17 protein-coding genes, 1 tRNA gene and 1 pseudogene are annotated in these 19,266 nt (G+C 40.9%); 7 read left to right on the forward strand and 12 right to left on the reverse strand.

All coding sequences use genetic code 11. The features are described 5' to 3' along the window. Positions 1 to 137 precede the first annotated feature (137 nt). Positions 138 to 1,511: pseudogene (locus IM473_RS20875) on the forward strand (Eco57I restriction-modification methylase domain-containing protein); the annotation flags it as partial. Between the two features lie 218 nt (positions 1,512 to 1,729). On the opposite strand, the gene IM473_RS20880 reads toward IM473_RS20875, so the two are convergent. Continuing rightward, positions 1,730 to 1,802 (reverse strand) — tRNA-Arg (locus IM473_RS20880). Positions 1,803 to 1,859: 57 nt separating this feature from the next. Between IM473_RS20880 and surE the strand changes: the two genes are divergently transcribed. Further along, a complete protein-coding gene (gene surE, locus IM473_RS20885; RefSeq protein WP_002755425.1) occupies positions 1,860 to 2,672 on the forward strand; it encodes a 5'/3'-nucleotidase SurE in 813 nt (270 codons plus the stop codon). 47 nt (positions 2,673 to 2,719) lie between these two features. Further along, positions 2,720 to 3,301 carry a DUF3727 domain-containing protein gene (locus tag IM473_RS20890; protein WP_287660710.1) on the forward strand — a complete coding sequence of 194 codons (582 nt, stop codon included), beginning with the start codon at positions 2,720 to 2,722 and terminating at the stop codon, positions 3,299 to 3,301. A 246-nt stretch (positions 3,302 to 3,547) separates the two neighbouring features. On the opposite strand, the gene IM473_RS20895 is transcribed toward IM473_RS20890, so the two are convergent. From IM473_RS20895 to IM473_RS20920, 6 genes are all read right to left on the reverse strand, one after another. Then, complete coding sequence (locus IM473_RS20895; RefSeq protein ID WP_287660711.1) at positions 3,548 to 4,378, reverse strand: metal ABC transporter permease; 831 nt, start codon at positions 4,376 to 4,378, stop codon at positions 3,548 to 3,550. Between the two features lie 254 nt (positions 4,379 to 4,632). Then, on the reverse strand, positions 4,633 to 5,991 hold the full coding sequence (gene trxB, locus IM473_RS20900; protein WP_287660712.1) for a thioredoxin-disulfide reductase: 1,359 nt from the start codon (positions 5,989 to 5,991) through the stop codon (positions 4,633 to 4,635). A gap of 416 nt (positions 5,992 to 6,407) precedes the next feature. Further along, entirely contained in the window at positions 6,408 to 6,953 is a 546-nt protein-coding gene (locus IM473_RS20905) for a PIN domain-containing protein (protein ID WP_287660713.1), read from the reverse strand. Between the two features lie 23 nt (positions 6,954 to 6,976). Beyond that, positions 6,977 to 8,185 carry an XRE family transcriptional regulator gene (locus tag IM473_RS20910; protein WP_287660714.1) on the reverse strand — a complete coding sequence of 403 codons (1,209 nt, stop codon included), beginning with the start codon at positions 8,183 to 8,185 and terminating at the stop codon, positions 6,977 to 6,979. Further along, positions 8,175 to 9,560, reverse strand: a complete 1,386-nt coding sequence (locus IM473_RS20915; protein ID WP_287660715.1) for a 7-cyano-7-deazaguanine synthase — start codon at positions 9,558 to 9,560, stop codon at positions 8,175 to 8,177. Before IM473_RS20915 ends, IM473_RS20910 begins: the two co-directional genes overlap by 11 nt. Continuing rightward, complete coding sequence (locus tag IM473_RS20920; RefSeq protein WP_287660716.1) at positions 9,557 to 10,171, reverse strand: hypothetical protein; 615 nt, start codon at positions 10,169 to 10,171, stop codon at positions 9,557 to 9,559. Before IM473_RS20920 ends, IM473_RS20915 begins: the two co-directional genes overlap by 4 nt. A gap of 82 nt (positions 10,172 to 10,253) precedes the next feature. Here IM473_RS20920 and IM473_RS20925 point away from each other — a divergent pair, with 82 nt between their 5' ends. Beyond that, positions 10,254 to 10,442 (forward strand): hypothetical protein, encoded by a 189-nt coding sequence (locus IM473_RS20925; protein WP_002778256.1) that lies wholly within the window; start codon positions 10,254 to 10,256, stop codon positions 10,440 to 10,442. Between the two features lie 131 nt (positions 10,443 to 10,573). Here IM473_RS20925 and IM473_RS20930 read toward each other — a convergent pair whose 3' ends face one another. Further along, positions 10,574 to 11,344 carry an HAD family hydrolase gene (locus IM473_RS20930; RefSeq protein WP_287660717.1) on the reverse strand — a complete coding sequence of 257 codons (771 nt, stop codon included), beginning with the start codon at positions 11,342 to 11,344 and terminating at the stop codon, positions 10,574 to 10,576. 42 nt (positions 11,345 to 11,386) lie between these two features. After that, positions 11,387 to 12,580, reverse strand: a complete 1,194-nt coding sequence (locus IM473_RS20935; RefSeq protein WP_287660718.1) for a lipase family protein — start codon at positions 12,578 to 12,580, stop codon at positions 11,387 to 11,389. 216 nt (positions 12,581 to 12,796) lie between these two features. Here IM473_RS20935 and IM473_RS20940 point away from each other — a divergent pair, with 216 nt between their 5' ends. Then, entirely contained in the window at positions 12,797 to 13,450 is a 654-nt protein-coding gene (locus tag IM473_RS20940) for a Uma2 family endonuclease (RefSeq protein WP_287660719.1), read from the forward strand. 48 nt (positions 13,451 to 13,498) lie between these two features. Here the strand turns inward: IM473_RS20940 and IM473_RS20945 are convergent, their stop codons facing one another. Then, on the reverse strand, positions 13,499 to 14,449 hold the full coding sequence (locus IM473_RS20945; RefSeq protein WP_287660720.1) for an ABC transporter ATP-binding protein: 951 nt from the start codon (positions 14,447 to 14,449) through the stop codon (positions 13,499 to 13,501). Between the two features lie 281 nt (positions 14,450 to 14,730). Between IM473_RS20945 and dacB the strand changes: the two genes are divergently transcribed. Then, the gene (gene dacB, locus IM473_RS20950; RefSeq protein ID WP_287660721.1) at positions 14,731 to 15,618 is read left to right on the forward strand and encodes a D-alanyl-D-alanine carboxypeptidase/D-alanyl-D-alanine endopeptidase; all 888 of its coding nucleotides are present in this window, start codon (positions 14,731 to 14,733) and stop codon (positions 15,616 to 15,618) included. A gap of 146 nt (positions 15,619 to 15,764) precedes the next feature. On the opposite strand, the gene IM473_RS20955 is transcribed toward dacB, so the two are convergent. Together IM473_RS20955 and IM473_RS20960 are read right to left on the reverse strand one after the other, a co-directional pair. Further along, the gene (locus IM473_RS20955; protein ID WP_045356196.1) at positions 15,765 to 16,031 is read right to left on the reverse strand and encodes a DUF6761 family protein; all 267 of its coding nucleotides are present in this window, start codon (positions 16,029 to 16,031) and stop codon (positions 15,765 to 15,767) included. 240 nt (positions 16,032 to 16,271) lie between these two features. Next, positions 16,272 to 17,237, reverse strand: coding sequence for a M48 family metallopeptidase (locus tag IM473_RS20960; protein ID WP_287660722.1), 966 nt, complete (start codon positions 17,235 to 17,237; stop codon positions 16,272 to 16,274). A gap of 771 nt (positions 17,238 to 18,008) precedes the next feature. On the opposite strand from IM473_RS20960, the gene IM473_RS20965 reads away from it, so the two are divergent. Continuing rightward, positions 18,009 to 19,181: a calcium-binding protein gene (locus IM473_RS20965; protein WP_287660723.1), complete on the forward strand. Its 1,173-nt coding sequence runs from the start codon at positions 18,009 to 18,011 to the stop codon at positions 19,179 to 19,181. Positions 19,182 to 19,266 lie beyond the last annotated feature (85 nt).

Here is a 19,266-nt window from a genome sequence, read left to right on the forward strand (position 1 = left end):
CAGACATGGCTTTTTTTCTCCCCTCGCTCTACGGCACTCACTGCTTTCTGTCTTAAATCATCACTATAGGGTGCTGCCATGAAAGCTTCTCCTCATTTCTTTTTCTCTATTATGTCCTAACTATCCCGCTCTTTGCTATAACTAATCCCGAAATCGCTCAAGCATGGTTAGAATATCAAAGTCAATACCCCCACGTTAGTCTCTATTTTCGTTCCTCGGAACAATACAAAAATCAAATCTCTATTGTGAATGGTAAAAAGCAAGGGACGGATATTAATCTCTATAAGCTTTTTGTTGAACAATGTTTTAATCTCCTCCATCCCCAGGGTTACTGTGGAATTATTATTCCCAGTGGGATTTATACCGATTTAGGAACCAAGCAACTGCGAGAAATGTTATTTTCTCATTGTCAGTTAGGGACTCTATTCGGTTTATCCAATGAAAGATTTATTTTTGAAGGAGTTGACCATCGTTTCAAATTCTGTTTATTTGATTTTGCTAAAGGTAAAAATACCGATGTTTTTAATGCTGTTTTTCGCATTAATCCTAGAGAGGCAATTAGTAAGAATGAATTAGAAATATTTTTGTATAATAAAGATGAACAAGTGCAAATTTCAACTAACTTAATCCGCAAACTATCCCCCGATTCCCTCTCGGTAATGGAATTTAAACAGGATATAGATATTCAAATTGCCGAAAAAATGTCTCGTTTTCCCCTGCTAGGAGAAACCCTTCCCGATACATGGAATCTCAAGTTAACATCAGAATTTCACATGACTAATGATAGTTATTTATTTAAAACTGAACCCGCAGAAGGAAGACTACCCCTCTACGAAGGAAAAATGATTCATCAATTCACCCATCGGTATGCTTTACCGAAATACTGGTTAGATGAAAAGGAAGCAAGACAAGCTTTATTAAAACGCGGTGAAGTCGATAAAGGTCAAATCTTAGACTATCAAACCTATCGTTTAGGATTTCGGTCAGTTTCATCAAGTACAAACGAACGCTCTTTAATTTCTAGTCTGATACCTAAATCAGTTTTTTGCGGAAATTCGTTATCTATTAGTGAGTATGAACAAAATAATTTTCGAGAAAATGAGGGATTCAAATTTTTCATTGTTACCATTTTAAACAGCTTTTTAATTGATTGGATGCTCAGACAAAAAGTTAGTCAAAACCTAAATTTTTTCTACATATATCAACTACCTATCCCCCGATTAAAAGAGGGAGATAAATACTTTGAGGAGATAGTAGAAAAGGCAGCAAAATTGATTTGTATAAGCGAAGAATTTGACGAATTAGCGAAAGAAGTGGGGATAGGTTCCCATAAAAATGGAGTAACAGAAGAAGGAGAAAGAATGGCAATTAGAGCGAAACTAGATGCAATAGTAGGCCACTTGTATGAATTAAATGAGATAGAATTTCAGCATATATTAAGTACCTTTCCCCTCGTCCCCGAAAGCGTCAAAACTGCCACCCTCAAAGCGTACCAAAACCTGTTACAGTAATCAGTTATCAGTAAACAGTAAACAGTAATCAGTAAACAGTAAAAAGGCAGCCGCGAGCTTATCGCTCAAGACTATTGACTGAAAACTGATACTAAATCAGGTGATTAAAAACCGATTATTTATTCCCTCTTGCATGAGTGCCTCTCCTCATAAGCAGCCCATAATAAACAGATTTAGTATCACATCTGATAACTGATAACTGATTACTGATAACTGAACGAGTACGGAGGGAGTCGAACCCCCGACACCCAGGACCGGAACCTGGTGCTCTATCCTCTGAGCTACGTACCCACGATAAAATACTATTACATTATACCACTAGCCGGCGCAGTAGAGCAGAAATTTCCCATGACTAGCGATCGCTCTTTAAAATTACTTATCAGTAACGATGACGGTATTTCCGCGCTAGGAGTCCGCACCCTTGCCAACACCCTCGCTGCCGCCGGTCATCAAGTCACCGTAGTTTGTCCCGACGGCGAGCGCTCTGCTACTGGTCATGGCTTAACCCTACACCATCCCATCCGAGCCGAACAGGTGGAAGGAATTTTTCATCCCGAGGTGATTGCCTGGTCCTGTTCGGGAACTCCGGCCGATTCGGTGAAATTTGCCCTTAGTGCCGTCCTCAAAGAGCCTCCCGATTTGGTTTTAGCTGGCATTAACCACGGGTCTAATCTCGGCACCGATATCCTCTATTCTGGCACGGTTTCCGCGGCCATGGAGGGATTAATCGAAGGTATTCCCAGTATTGCTGTTAGTCTGGCCAGTTTTAAAGCTTGTGATTTCCAACCAGCTGCGGATTTTGCCCTCACTTTAGTCAGAAAAGTTACCCTTAACCCTTTTCCTGTTCCCACTTTACTCAATGTCAACGTCCCTCCGGTTAGTAGTGCCGAAATCAAGGGAGTGAAAATCACTAGGCAGGGATTGCGACGCTACGAGGAAACCTTCGAGAAAAGACTCGACCCCAGGGGTAAAAGTTATTACTGGTTAATTGGGGAAGTGGTGGAAGATATCGAACAACCGGACTACAGCCATTTACCCCCGCAAGTGCCTACGGATGTACGCGCTATTGGCGAGAATTTTATCACCATCACGCCCCTACAATACAATTTAACTGATGTACAGGGTTTTCAACATTTGCACCGGAATTCTTGGCTTGATTGAGGAGCATCTCATGATATTCTGATTCAATCATTAGCGTTTGAGAGCCTATGTCCCCTCAATTTAATTTTCAAGAAAACGAACTCGAAGAAGCGGATGTCATAACCCTCTGGGATGAGCAAGGTCGATCGCTAGACTGTTATATTGAGAATGCCTATGAAACCGATGACCTTACCTATATGCTTCTTGTCCCCGTGGATACCCCGGTGATGATTCTAGCTTGGGACGAGGAATCGGAGGAAGACGAATCTGATGCCTTCTTAATCGAAGATAGTGAGGAAATTGAGCGGATTTTCGCCGATGCTAAGGCAGTTTTAGCAGAATTAGACCTATTGCTCAAACCCACTGCTCACACTTTAACTGTTAGTGGTGAATTACCGCCCCTAGAAGAAGATAATGTTCTCAGTTTAGAAATCGATAGCGATGAACCTTCCTCGTCATCAGAGCCGGAAGAATTGCAATTTCTCGCCAGTTTCTTTTCCGAAGACCAAAAATACTCGATTTACAGTCCCCTTGCTCCTTTGTTATTCTTAGCCGTCGGTGATGCGGACGGGAAAGTTGAATTAGTTTCCCCCGATGATGACGGTATGGGACCGATTCTAGAGGAACTTTTGTTTGATGAACTCGATTAATTACTTGATTTTACCAAATCCGCTGACCAAATTTATCGATAAATCTAGTTACAGTATATCTTTCGGGATTTCATCATCATTGCGATTAACACGGATTTGGTATTTTTTCTTTAAATTAGGGTGTTTCTCATAAATATGAAGTATAACCTAACTTGGTATTAACGACCGGCTCCTGTCTTCCCAAAATAAAAACCTCATACCTCACTATTAAGATAAATGCTATATCACCACAACTAGGGGAGAGCTTTAAAGATTAGCTATTTTTCTGGTGATAGTGAGGATGAAAGGTTTCCAAGCAAGACTGATTAAATAACCCAATCCTGCCACTAAAATAATTGTCGCCCCCGAGGTGAGATTTAAACTATAGGATAACCATAAACCAACCAAAGTAAAGACAATTCCTAAGATAATCGCTAGGACCATCATTCCCTTCATATTTTTAACAAATTGTCCACTGATAGCGGCGGGAATAGTTAACAAAGCAATTACCATAATTAATCCCACCACCTGCATTACTGCCACAATAGTTAAAGCGGTTATTCCCATTAAACCCAAATAAATTACCTCCACGGGAATATTACGAATAATCGCAAAGGTTTCATCAAAAGATATGGCTAATAACTCCTTATAAAAGATACTAACTAAGGCTATAATTAATATATCTATGCCCGCCATTATCCATAAATCATCCCTCGGTACAGTTAAAATACTACCAAAAAGATAACTCATTAAATCAGCTTTATACCCGGGGGTTAAATCAATAAAAATTACCCCAATCGCCATACCAATCGCCCACATCACCCCGATTAAAGTATCGGCTCTCTCGCGGATGCGACGCTGTAAAAACCCCATGCCTAAAGCCGAAAAAAAGGTAAAAAATATCGCCCCCACCACAGGATTAATCCCCAAAAAATAACCGATTCCTATCCCTCCATAGGCAGCGTGAGCGATTCCCCCACTGATAAAAACCACGCGATTAACTACTACCAAAGTACCGACAATCCCACAGGCAATACTAACTAATATTCCTGCGGCAATCGCATGGCGCATAAAATCAAATTGTAAAGCCTCTAGCATAGGGAATTATGAATTATGAATTATGAATTAGGGAATTGGGTGTGGGGTGTGGGGAGATTTTTCAGTAAACAGTAAACGAAAAACTCACATCTGATAACTCGACCGAATCTAAAACATAATTTATTAAGCTAAAAGCTTTGATCTACTTAGTTTCTAACCTTATTTTTAGGGAAGAGAATTGCCAGATTCTTTCTTTTGCCTTTTGCCTTTTGCCTTCAGAAGCTGATAACTGATAACTGATTATTGATAACTGATTATTGATAACTTTCAATTACTTGACGAAAATCGCTTTTTTGTTTGACTCCGCGCATTTCCTTGACTAATTCCCGGTCCTTAAAGAATTGTACCGTGGGAGTCCCAGTTACTTGACCCATTTTGGCAATTTCCGGGTCAGCTTCGATGTCAATTTCCACAAAATAAATTTTGCCATCGTACTCATCGACCACTTTATCTAAAATCGGTTTCAGGGTTTTACAGGGGCCACAGGTGGGAGAAACATATTTTACCATTAACAAGCGATCGCCGTCGTGGAATAATTTCCGCAAAGCATAACCCCCAACGTGACGGGTTTTGTTAATATCAAAAGTTTCCTCCGTATCGGCCGGGGTTTCGCTAACGGTTTTCGTCTCGTAATGTTCAGAAGTGGCTGATTGACGGTATTCTTGGATTAAATTATGCTCCGATAACCATCTTTCTGCCAATAACGCCGCCATACACCCCGTACCTGCGGCAGTGATGGCCTGACGGTATTCGTGGTCCTGCACATCTCCTGCGGCAAAAACCCCCTCGACGCTGGTAGCAACAGTCCCCGGTTTGACTTTCACATAACCCACCTCGTCTAATTCTAGTTGTCCTTGGAATAGGGAAGTATTGGGAGTGTGACCGATGGCATAAAATAAACCTCTAACCGCTAATTCCCTGATTTCTCCCGTTTGCGAGTTTTTAATGCGTAATCCCTCCATTTTACTGCCTGTACCGAACACATCCAGTGCTTGGGTGTGAAAATGAACGGTAACTTTCGGATTATTTAACACCCGGTCCTGCATTGCTTTCGAGGCACGCATCGCTTCCCCGCGTATCAATAAATGGACGTGAGAGCCGTATTTAGTTAAATATACGGCTTCTTCCGCCGCCGAGTCACCGCCACCGATGACAGCGAGGTTTTCCTCTCTAAATATCGGTGTAGCACCGTCACAGATAGCACAAGCGGAAATGCCGTTACTCCAGAATTGGGCCTCGCTGGGTAATCCTAAGCGTTTGGCAGTGGCTCCTGTGGCGATAATAATACTATTGGCCTTAACTTCCCGGTCCGTGGAACGAATGGTCAAAGGACGCTGACTTAAATCCACCGAGATAACATCTTCGGTATAGCATTGGGTCCCCCATCTTTCGGCCTGTTCCTTCATTCTTTCCATCAGCTTCGGACCGGTGATTCCTTCGGGAAAACCGGGGAAATTTTCTACTTCTGTGGTGGTCATCAATTGTCCCCCCGGAATACCTCCCGCTTGGAAACCCTCAAACATCAAGGGTTTTAAGTTCGCACGCGCCGCATAAATCGCCGCCGTATATCCCGCCGGTCCCGAACCAATAATGACTAAATTCTCGACAGTCATAACCGTAAATGCAACTCATAACGACTACGCTTTTTAGTATAACAGATAATGTCGGGTGGGTTAGACGACGATAAGTTAGATAACCAGAGTTCGGGATAAGCAACAACCCTGATTCTCCTCTAGAAGTCATGGCAAAATTTCCTTAACCCGAACTGACACCAGGATAGAGGAGGGAAGGTGATCCCCCACGGGCTATCGATTACCGAGGATTGTCTCTACGGTTTCGGGCGTGAGCGGGGAGTGGATATGGTATTCTCGGCCTGTACCATCCACTGAGCGGTTGACGTTTGCTCTGATGTTTTTTATTTCTCTATCGAGGCAATGGATCGATCAGACATTTAAAGCACGAGAGAGTGATAAAATCGAGTTTTTTTGCAAAATTATCTAAAAATTTGACGAGTTATACCAGTATTTTTCTAATTCTGGGTAATGCTCGCCCACCAATTCGCCAGAGGATGTTCTCGCGGGGGTGAATATCGTCCTTTGACTCGAACCGATTTGAGAACGTTTTTCAAATCTTGATCGCTAATCTTATTTTTTTCCGCCCAATATTGCAGAATTTCAGGAGTCGAGAGGATTTCTAGGTTTGGTTTTTCCCGTCGAAATAAGTTCGTTGCCTGTTTGTCATCCGTCGCAATTGCCCAGCCTCTGGAAATAGCGATCGCTCCGCTGGCCGACTCTCCATCATCTTTTAAAATAGCGACATAATTGACAAAAAGATCAGTTTCTGATTCGGATTCAAAATCAACAATTTGGATGATTTTGTTATTAACCGATTCATCTAGCTGGAGTCTGTCACTTTTTTCAAAGCGATCGAAGTTAATCAATTCCTCTTCCCAAACTGTTTGCGCGATCATAATTTGAGTGGGAATAGCCGTAATGATTTTTAAAAAACAACCAGAAGCTATCAGATTAAAAACACAACAGGCATCGAAAACAATAGGGGAGGATCGCTTCAGCATAAGGTTAATAGCCTCTCCCCTACTTATTTGATTTTAGTTAAATCAATATCTCTGTAGTCTTCGGTTAATTCCTGTGATGGTTCACGCAATATCTCGGCGAGCCGACGAGCTTCTAGGCGATCAACACCTAAAAAATGAGCGAAAGCACCTTCAGTAATTAGTTCTCGATTGTAAGCCTCGATCGCTAAATGTTGATAATGAGTAGGAGTTAAATCGTAGGATTTATTAGGATTATTTTCTAAGCCTAGTTCCTGTTGTGCTTCTCGGATTTTAAATCTACTATCCTTTAATCTGTTATAAGTATCCGATGGCAGCAATTGCATTTCTTCCAATCGATAGCATAGTGCTTGTATCGAGACACCGTAGTAATGAGCTAAGGTAATTAAATGGGTAGGAGTAAATTTACCTTGCGATTGTTTAATGTCATTATAACGTTTCAGTAAGCTACTGGTGGGCATGAGAAAATATTTCGGAAAAGCTTCCGCCAATTGTTCACTTTTAGGCATTCTTTGATATTCATCGAGATAATCAATCACAGGTTGATAACGATGGGCTAAAAAATGTAGATAACCGTGGGCTAATGACCACAGTTGACGTTCTCGCGGGTGATTAGCGTTAATTGCGATACAAGCTCCTATGGTTTCATTGTAACTGTACATTTCTGAGCATTTCGATTGGGAAGGCATGGGCAGATAAAAAATTCTGATTCCTACTTCTTGCTCTAAAATATCTCGTAATAGCGAAATCGGTTTATCTCCTAAACCTAATCGTTGTCTTTCGGCATTGGCGATACTTTCGGCGATAATATTAATGGGAAAAGTATCATCTAGATGATATTCGGGGGGATAGTTACGGGGTAAAGGCGACTTCATTAGTTCTTCTAATTCAAGGTAATTTTGACAGAATTCTTGGAAGCGCAAGATCACAGACTGTACTTCCGTTTTTTCCGCTTCACCACGACGAGAAGCGGAACGAAATTGTACCTCGAAAGATTCAATCGGAGGGGTTAAGACAAGAAAATCACTAACACTTTTACCGTAAGCGCGAGCGAGGTTTACTAATTCTGAGGATTTAAGACGGCGCTCCCCTTTTTCAATTGCGACTAGGGTTGTCCGCGCCACCTCGATAATTTTTGCCGCCGCTTCTTGCGTCATGCCGCGCTGTTCTCGCGCTTGTTTGAGTCGTTTTCCTAAGTCGTAGGGATTGATGCGATCGAGGATATTATTCGTCATGATTGTCATCCTCAATAGTCGCTTGAACTTGAGATTTCACCCGATTCCATTCGTCTATATAATTTCGATAAAGATTTAATAATAAATCCCGTATATTATTGCAACTTAAATCATAATAATTTAATTCTAAATAATCTAAAATTTCGTAGTCTAATTGAGGATATTGGTTAGTTATGGCATTCCATTGTTGATTGAATTCATCAGAAGTATTAAGTAAATTATACAAGGTTTTAACCTGTTCGAGTATATTATTTAAATATAAATAGTAATTCTGCTTAATCGAAGAACTTGCATGGGAAATATAATATTTGGTTTTGTCTTCAATTCCCGCAGCTAGAAGAGACTGCTTTCTAAGTAAACAAGATGAGCAATATCCACATTGGCTCGGATTTTGATGAAGGGATTTATCACAAGATTTGGTCAAAAAGGCTAAATCAATTGCCTGATTTTTGACTAGCGTTTGACACATTTGAGCTTTAGTCCAAAAAAGAAAGGGATTTTCAATTTTGAACGATTCTTCCAAGAGAATTGATATAAGCTTCCCCACCATAACTAATGTTCTAGGATGAACTGAACGAGTATGATCTAAACCTAGAGCAGAATCACGATAGGGAAGGTTAATCGCACCGATTCCATTTTCATAAATATTTAAGACTCTCTTGCCCATTAAATAAGCACAAGCAGAGCCAATTAACATAAAAACAATACCGGGGGATCGAGAGATGGGGTTTTTAGGGCATTTTTTACTATTATAAAAACGTATAGGTACTCTATACAACATTAAACGATTAGGAAATAAACGCTCAATCGCATCAAAGGTCTGTTTTTGGATTTTTAAAATTATATTGTTGCTACCCGATCCGCATAAAATGAATAAACCGTTTGGAGCATCGCATATTCTGTTATAAAGTCCAGCGAGAGCGTCTAATCCTCCGCTCCAAAGTGCAACTTCATTAACATCAATAGGAAGATCGAATAGAGTATTTTCTTCGGCAGAGCGTTTTTGATCATCCCGTTTTGTAAAAGAAAAACACCAATTACTTCCCGTAGCCCAGTGCATTAATTTTTCTAGCTTTTCTTGAAATAATTTACTATTTAACAAATCTGGATTACGAACTGGAAGGATTACTTTTATTTGACATGGAGGTTGATCGAATGGCTGTCTAACAAGGCGATCCGAACCATGAATCGCCACTGCCAAATCAATTAAGTCGGCGATTTTAGAGGGATATTCTATTTTTAGACGACACTGAAAACCCGTGTCATCAATATTAATACTCACATTAACTTGCTGATCTCTAGCATGGTCGGTAAAACAAACCCTTCCTTGAGTATTTTGAATTGAACTAAACTCTAATGTATAAATCTTGCTCATGATAAATCTTCATCCATACCTATAACTTGTCTATTCTTTCGTCTAGGCAATCGTAAATTCTTAACACTTCCTTGTTGATTTGCTTTTTTAGATAATGTATAAATGATTGATTGAATTTCTGGAATCATCTCGTTGATAAGTTGTTGAAGCAACTGATCATCAACTCCAGCGTAATGAGCCTGATTTAAAGGAAGTTTTCCGATAAAGTTTACGCGCAGAGTTATATTAAAAGATTCTGCGATCATCTCTTCTTTTAAATTATTAGTTAAAATATTATTTTGTATTTTTTTTAGAAGATTTCGACTGGCTTGAATAAGTATTTGTTGGTTATAATGCGAAAGATTAGAGTTTTTGATGGATTTATCAATATCTTCTCTAAAGGGAGCTAAGTTTCCCTGAAATCTAATGGTCAGAAGATGATTTTCAAGCTCTTCCGCTAATAATTGAGCGGTTTTTAAAAAATTATCCCCTTTTTGCCGAATATCTTGCAATAAAGCCTTCATAAGTTCCCATACAGACTCCTGAGAACTCGTTTTACTTTCACAAAGACGCTTATACGGTCTTTGATATCGCCAAGGAAGCTTACTGTGAACTTTATCTCCATCGGGCATAATCTTATTTCGAGATGGTTTCGCTCTTATAATAATGCATTTTTCTGACAATGTCAACTTTTAGTAGTTTATTTTGTAGCAAATGTCAGATAGTAGCACTCTGGACAATAAAAATCCCGCTTCTAAGGATGTGGTAGCATACCCAGATTATCTGCTCAATCCCGATGTTCATACTTGGGGAGCAAGCCGAGATTATTGCGGTCGGGTGAGACTCGGAGGCGGCAAACTCTGTTTTGACGGTTCGCCCCAAGGAGGTACCGCCTGGTTATAGCTCCACAAAATTTCTAAAATATCGACCTTTGACCATTGTAGAAGAAATTGACAATTAGTACAAGTGTATAAAGAAAGCTTAACAACCCCATCGGGTAATAGGCGAAGTTTTAATATTTGTCGTCACTGACTCTACCAGTGGGTAAAATCTGCCGCAAATTGAGATAGGGATAACAGCTTAATGCGGGTATCTTGAGCGACCTTTTGGCGCATTTGAGCGGTATTATATCCCCAATCGGCTAAATATAAGCCCACATCGTTTAAATCTGCTTGTTGCTCCACTAATTCCAAAGCATCGAGACGATCCTCGACAAACCACAAATTAGCGGGAGATTCGGGTAAATTAGCCAGTATTTGCTGAATAGTCAGGTATTTCGGCTGTTTAATTTCCTTGCCAATTAATCTCGCTGCAGGAAAATTAATTGCTACTTTTTGTAACAATTGCTTGACAAAACGACTTTCTTTTGTAGTGATAATATAAACCAAAAAATCCGAGTCTAAAAGAGAGGCTAGGCGATCGATTGCGGGTTGATAAAATTGATGTAAGGCTAACCAAGACTCTAGATCCGACTCAATCCATCGATCCCTAAGGCCATCGAGAGCATTTGAGAGAACTTTTTTCGCTATTTTCTCCCTTTCTAGCAGATTTTGAGCAATTGACGGCCAATTATTTAAAGCTTCCTCGTCGGGAATACCGAGAACGAGCGATCGCAACAGTAAAGGCATTTCCCAACCGGTTTCGATAACGGGACGAAGTTGCGAAAACCTCGGGAAAAAATCCTCGGGAATTGTTTCCGGCCAAAGGGTTTCATAGGTGCGTTTGCTAATCTGAAAATACTCGATCATGCCATCACAAAGAACACCATCAAAATCGAGTGCTAGAATACGGGGGGATTGACTCATAAATGCTGGTTTAATCTCAATAATGGCAGTATAGCGCAGCTATTAGCTATTCTTTGCTTCATCGTTGACATAACATAGTTGTCTGACGATTTCGGTGACAGAATTTTTCAGTCCCTCTACATGAATCCAGCCCACATATACAGCATATACAATATTTTGATGATTGTCCTGTATATAAACATGATGCACACGATATAAATCTGAGATTAAATAAATATAACCACTGGCATCTTTAAATTTACCTTCTAGTAATATTTTTTCTTTTAAAGGTTTCATTTTTACCACATCTTTAGTCACCCCAGATATTTTGTCTATTCTTTCTATGGCAAGATCAACACAAGTGTTATTACTGTAACTATTACCATGATTATAATCCTGCTGATTAAAATAAATTGTCTCTACGATATTTTTAGCCACTTTATCTGATGCTAGGTAATAGGTATGAGCATTAAGGGAATTTAAGACAACAGCAGCAATTTCTACGGAATCAAAAATATTGCCAGTCGCTTCTAGATAATAATCGCTCATTAAAATCTTGGATACATCGGTTATAGAATCAAAAAGAGGACGAATTGGATAAGCGATAATATCGGAGGAATTGATCAGATTATTCCAGCGCAAACGCTGGCCTTGATGCTGGCTAATAAATTTTTCAATTTGATTGGTATCAATGCCTAAAGTTAAATTTAAAAATGGGATCGGTGAACCCATTGTTGTTACACTAGATAGGGAAAGTTTGCCCCGCTCTTTACCGATAAGATCACGAATCTCATGAGCGGGATCCTTCGGGTCAAAACGCTCAGAAAATAACAGATACCAAAGGATTACAGTACCCAAAGAATGGGCAACTATATGTAATTCGCTTTCCTGGGGATAAGCTTGAACAAGATCGATTAATTGCTCGGCAATAATGCGGCGAATTTGTTTTCCTCGATCGCTGCCTAAATAGCTAAATGCGTCACCGATAAAATAAGATAAATACTCTTTTCTAAAATTTTGATAGCGAAAGGATTGCTCGGAGTTAAAATTACTATTTTTTTGTTTTTGTGTCTGTAATTCTTGCTCGATATCTCGCCATAATTTTTCGGTTCTTTTGAGAACATTTCCCCAAAATCCTGCATAACAGTAGGGAATAATCTGATTTTTGCGTTTACATTCTTCTTCAATTAGTTTAATTAATTTATTGGCATAACTAGCGTCTCTTGTGGCCACTCCATGAATAAAGTAAATAATCATAATAGATTTATCTCAATAAGCGGTAATCGGAATCTTTCTTAATATACCCTTCCAGCTTCAGAAAAATATCAGGATGGAGCGAGATATAGTAATTCACAATTTATCCTATTTCTCAAGAGATGGTGGCCGAGGTCTTGCTGACCCAGCCGACGAATTGCTATATAATACAAATGCCCGCTATTATAGAATTATATTTTTCACTTTTAACTTAGTCTTATGGTTTCACAACTAGATAAAACTAACGTCACTGAAATTATCTACCCCGATAGCGATAGTCAACCTATGGCCGATAATACCTTGCAATTTCGTTGGATCACAACAATTAAAACTAATTTAGACTGGCTATTTCGCGATCAGTCTGATGTCTTTGTTGCGGGAGATTTACTTTGGTATCCCGTGGAAAATGATAATAAACTGCGTCAAGCACCGGATATCATGGTGGTTTTTGGAAGACCAAAAGGGGAAAGAGGTTCCTATCGACAATGGCTAGAAAATAACATTAGTCCCCAGGTGGTTTTTGAAATCCTCTCTCCGGGTAACACCCTCACGGAAATGGCCAAAAAACAGCTATTTTATCAGCGTTATGGGGTCGAGGAGTATTATCTTTATGATCCCCATAAAAACGATGGCAGTGGTTGGATAAGAGGGGAAAATCAGCTAGAAATTCTGGAAACTCTCGATAATTGGGTTAGTCCCCGTTTAGGTATTCGTTTTCAGTTGGGGGAACCAGAAATGTTGCTTTTTTATCCCGATGGACAAGCTTTCACCAGCTATAACGAGGAAAAACAACGAGCAGAGGCTGAAAAACAACGAGCGGAAAGATTAGCCAATAAACTGCGGGAATTGGGCATTAATCCTGACCAAATCTGAGAGGATGTTTCTTGGCTACTATTAAAAACGGATTTGCTCTGAGAGTGCCTATTGACTAGAGGCAATACCGCGCTGACGTAATTGGTCGATAAAAAATTCTTCTAGGGAAGCACGAGCTAAATTAAGACTAATCAAGCGAACATCCATACTAGACAGGGCAGCCAGAAAAGCATCGGGTTCTCCCTGTAATTGTCCGTGCCAACAATTATCGCGCCAATGCAAACCGAGGAGCCATTGCTGTAGTTGCTCCTCCCTACCACCTTGAACAATCACCTGATAGACATCAGCACGACCGAGAATTTGGTCGAGGGAACCGACACAAAGTAATTCTCCCCGAGCTAACAGGGCAATGCGATCGCAAATTTGTTCCACATCGGAGAGAATATGAGAGTTAAAAAAGATTGTTTTCCCCCTTTGTTTGAGGGAGTGAATAATTTCTCGCACCTGATAGCGACCGATAGGGTCCAGTCCCGACATCGGTTCATCGAGAAAGACTAATTCTGGATCATTGATTAATGCTTGAGCTATACCGATCCGTTGCATCATCCCCTTAGAATACTGACGCAATTGCTTTTTCTGGGCAGTTTTGCGGTCTAATCCCACTAAATCCAATAATTCAGGAATGCGTTTTTTCTGCAGAAAAGAGGGGATCTTAAAAATGCCGCCGATTAATTGTAGGAATTCCCAGCCGGTAAGATAGTCGTAGTAGTAGGCATTTTCGGGAAGATAGCCGATGCGTTGTCTGACCGAGCGATCGCCAATTGGTTGACCGAGAATCAAGGCCCGTCCGGAAGTGGGTCGGACAATCCCCAAAAGGGTTTTTAAGAGCGTGGTTTTACCGGCACCGTTCGGGCCTAATAATCCAAAAGTTTCGCCCTCATGGACAATTAAAGTACAGTTTTTCAAGGATTCGATTTTTTTATTTAACCAGAATCCCGTCCGATAGGTTTTTTGTAAGTTTAACGTCTCTAGCACAGTTTGACGGCTGGTATTCGTCATTATTTTGGAATCATCTCTCCTACACTTTGCTTTTTATTATTCCCAAATTGTCAGCAGCGATGTCACGGCTATCAAAATAGCACGATTGTGGAACCCAGAAAAATTCCCACCGGTCTTGAGAAGGGATATCAGTGCAGTTCCGGGCTATGACAAGCTTTCTTCTCTGGCATTGGTGTGAATTAGCGGCTAAAATCTGTTAGACAGGTAACTTTGACACTTGAGCGGCAACTGGTACAATAGTGCGAACGCTTACGGAAACCAGACTCTTAGACAAACACAGCATGAAACAACTCCTCAATTGCCTTAATTCCCTGACAGTGGCCAGTGTAGCCACTATCGCCTTGGCCTACCCTGGCATCGCTCAAGTTAATCTGTCTGTTTATCCCGCTCCTTCCTCGTCGAACGAATCCATAGAATTATACGTTCCCCCGCCAGAAAACAATAACATCGATAATACCTGTACTCAATTGATTGGGGCAAATATCGATAAAATTATCAGTCAAGCTCCCAATCAGTGGGGTATATTAATCGAATCTATAGATCGCCAAACGGTTATTTATAGTCATAACGCCGATCGCTATTTTATCCCTGCTTCTAATACAAAGTTATTTACCACGGCTGCCGCTTTACAAGCGATGAACCCGGAAACGACAATTCAGAAAAAATCCCTGCGCGATTGGGTGAATATCACTAATCAGAGAAGTAATAATTTCTACGCTGACACTCTTTTTCGCTTTATCGGCGGTGCTAAAAATGTTACTGCCATCTTGGCACAATTGGGCATCAATCCCAGTGGTTTTCGTCTAGCCGATGGTTCGGGATTATCCCGCCATAATACCGCTACTCCCCGCTCGATCGTGGAAATTTTGCGGGTGATGTATTATTCTCCTAATCGAGATACTTTCTATGCTTCCTTACCTGTGGCGGGAATTAGTGGCACCCTGAGAAACCGAATGCGTCAGACGGCCGCCACTGGCACGGTTTACGCTAAAACTGGCACTCTTACCGGTGTGCGGGCCTTATCGGGTTATCTAGAAAACCCCCAGCAAGGACCGATGTTATTTAGCATTATCGTTAATAATCAACGGGTTTCTGGACAGTCCTTGGTGAAAGCGATCGATACTATTGTTCTACAGATGACCCAATCTCGTTCCTGTCAAGCTCAGTAGATCTCTGGTAAAAATCGCCCTGTCTCCCGACTGCTAACTCCTGAATTCTGCTGTGTGCAAGAGGTCTAATCCTGAGGCTATTCTAGCCAGTCAATCCGATTCTTTTTCCGGAACTGATGGCCAAATTCCCTTAACCCGAACTGGGGTTAATAATAGCCATAATCTGCTTCAGTTTGGGTTTGGGTTTGGGGGGAGAGATATTCAAAATTAGAAGGATCTCGCAGAAAACGAAATATTTCTTCTTCGAGACGATGAATTAGATAGGGTTCTATGGAATTAGAATCGCGTAAACAGGCTAAATAGCCTTCTACATATAGCCGGATCTCATCAAAACGTGAGCCACGGTGCCAAAGATCCACCATGTCATCGGTCAGTCTTTGATAGTAACGAATGGATTGGGTATCTTGGAGCATGGGCAGTAGAACAAAAAAGAGAGAGTGGGGGTAAGTGTTTATGGATCATCGTAGGGAGAATTGCTATTCTCGGTCCCCGATACCTCTATTGTACTCACCAAATCGGCAAAACACAGACAAGAGAATTTTCAGTGATCAGTAAAGGGTGTGGGGTGTGGGGTGTGGGGTGTGGGGTGTGGGGAGAACAAAGCTGCCTTTTGCCTTTTGCCTTTTGCCTTTTGCCTTTTGCCTTCGTATAGATTATTCACGGTTTCTTTGTCTTTTTGCCCGTTCAATTTGTGCTTGTAGTTCTGCTATTTGTCGCCTCAATCTTTCGCTTTCGCTATCATTAGCATCAACATTAATTGAGCTTTTTACCCCTATTTTGGCATAGTTTCCCTGGCGAATTTGACGATAGGATTCCGAGTTAAACCATTGCTGTAGATACTGGATTCTTTCCACGGAAAAAGGATGAGTTAAAAAGGAACCATTCCCACCATTATAAATGATAAATTTATAAATCTGGTTTAAGTTATCTTGGTCTAATTGTCGATAGGCTTCCCCTTGGCGAATAAATTCTTCTAAGTTGCATTCATGCAGATATTTTTGACTTCCTCCTGCACATTTCATTAAAGTTCTCAGGACTAAATTTAAATCATCGGTAACTAATAAAGCGGCTCTGTCTGCGGATAATTCGGCTTTTCTGCGCCATTCATAAAAGGCATAAACTAGACCGGTAGTAATGGCTTTTCCTAGTCCTAAAGTGATGTCCCCAAGGAAATTAGCCGCCCCCATCACCCAAAAAGACAGTTGAATTAAAATACTATGATCACATTTTAAATGACCTAATTCGTGGGCAAGAATTACTCGAATTTCTTCTTCATCTAAGAGGTCTAAAAGAGCAGTATTAAAGACAATGTAGGGATGTTCTGAACCCAAAGAATAGGCATTCGCTAAAGGGTTTTGACTGACATAAAGATTCGGCTCTGGGGACATATCTAAATCCCGCAGACATTGGCGATAGATGCCGTATAAAGTGGCGTATTGACGCGGGCCGACTTTTAGATCATTGCCCATTAATAAAATTTGCTGGGGACGTTCATAGAGATATTCGGAAAAACTTTTCGCTAATAAGTCAAACCCCGGAACTGATCTTAAGGTCTGTTCAGCTTGCTGATCTAGGGGATGTTTAAAAGCTTGACTGGAAATATCAGGATAAGTTGGCATATTAATAGAATAAGAAAGTCAAAATTTCTCCTAAATTATACCAATTTTCAATAATCGTGACTAACATCTGAGAGCGAAATTCCCTTTTCAGAGAGCAATTGCGCTTTGAAATGATCAACTAAGTCTCTCATTACTTTTGAAAAATGATATTAGTAAGTAAGTGGTTTCAATTAAATTGAAGATAGATTTTGTCTTTGATCCCCCTATCCATTAGTCAGCTCTTTCTTAACATTTTAAACCTTTGTAGCACAGGGCTTTCAAGACTCGGTTAACAATCTGTAATATTCCTTGTTGACACCCTTACTGACAAAGAAAAAACTGAAATCAAGTCAGGATAAGGGGTGGAGTGCTTACTGACAAAATTGTTAAGAAAGCTCCCTATAAGGGATAGCTTAATCAGGGGGGTGTCTGACAATTTTTAACAGCCACCTACTTATTACTTCCGATTTTATCGCTCAATCCAAGCCCTTGCGGTATTCTACCTCCCAACCCCCGTTGGGGAGGAGAGGACCGGGCGACCCGCACGCGCAGTTTCAGCTGTCTGTGATCAGAGTGCCGTCCCCAAACGCCAGCGCACATTAGCTTTTCGGTGAGATGCTTACAGGTACTTGTTAGTATATGTGTATTAAATGAGAGTCACCGATAATTGCCGATTGTGGCTATTTTCGCCAGTATGAGATGCACCCGTCGTCGGGATAGGGTGTTTCCACGAACAAATATTAAGTTTTATTGAGGAGGTTTACAAAACTTAACTAAACTACTAATATGCTCATGTTAACACTTATTGACATTAACTTTCGTAATATGCCTCAAACCTACATCGACATCTTCGGCTTAAACTCTTTCACGGCACTAGCTGTGGATAACTGGACAATTCTGGGCTTGACGGGCAATGACACGCTCACGGGTAACTCTCTCGCAGACATCATTGAGGGAGGCGCTGGCGACGACAGGCTCTTTGGACTAGGCGGTAACGATGTCCTCAATGGTGGTGATGGTAATGACTCCCTCGACGGCGGTATTGGCAATGACTATATTTCAGGGGAAATTGGCAACGACACCCTTGTGGGCAGTTTAGGCAGTGATTTTTTTAATGGTGGTACGGGGACTGATGTGGCCAATTACGGCAGTTTTGGCAGCAGCATTACCCTACTACCGACTGGAACTATTCTCAAAGCAGGTGGAGCCACAGACCAACTGTTCCAAGTTGAAACTATCATTGCCAACGCCGGATTTAGCAACAATATAATTGATGCTTCCGGGGCAGCATCTCCCGCGTCTATTAATGTCAATTTAGGCCTATCGACTAACAATTTGCAGGTAGTGGGGGGGCCCGTCTTAACTTTTACAGCAACCAATTTTGATGATGTTATTGGCACTAATCAAAATGACACGATTACTGGTGATGGCCAAGCTAACATACTCTCGGGTAACGCTGGCAATGACACTATTAATGGGGGTTTAGGTAACGACATCCTCAACGGCGGATTCGGTAATGATACCTTGAATGGCGGTTCTGGCATTGACACCTTAACCGGTAATGGAGATGGAGATATCTTCGTCTTTCAAGTTGGACAATCTACCATATCTAATCCTGATCGGATCACCGATTTTGCCTTCGGCACTGATAGAATCGGCTTATCATTCTTGCCGTCTAGTTTTACTCGCGCTACTGATAGCACTGCTACTACCACAACGGCCTTAGCGACTCAGGTATTTACTGATGCAAATGGATCATCCGGTCTTCAACCTTTACTCGCCAATAGTGCTGCATTAGTGCAAGTAATTAGCGGTCCGATCACTGGAACTTACCTACTTATCAATGATAACATTCCGTCATTGTCATTGACCAATGATTTATTGGTAAATATCACTGGATCTAGCGGTACTTTACCCGGTTTCGGAAATATTACACCAGTAAGTAGTTTCTTTACTGTTGCTTAATTATTATTGAAAGAGTTAGGAGAAATATCTCCCACAAAGCGTTCCCCGGTTTTACCTGGGAACGCTTTATGGAGGTTATTAAAAT

It is taken from the genome of Microcystis sp. M015S2, assembly GCF_020245945.1.
In the GTDB taxonomy this organism is placed as follows: domain Bacteria; phylum Cyanobacteriota; class Cyanobacteriia; order Cyanobacteriales; family Microcystaceae; genus Microcystis.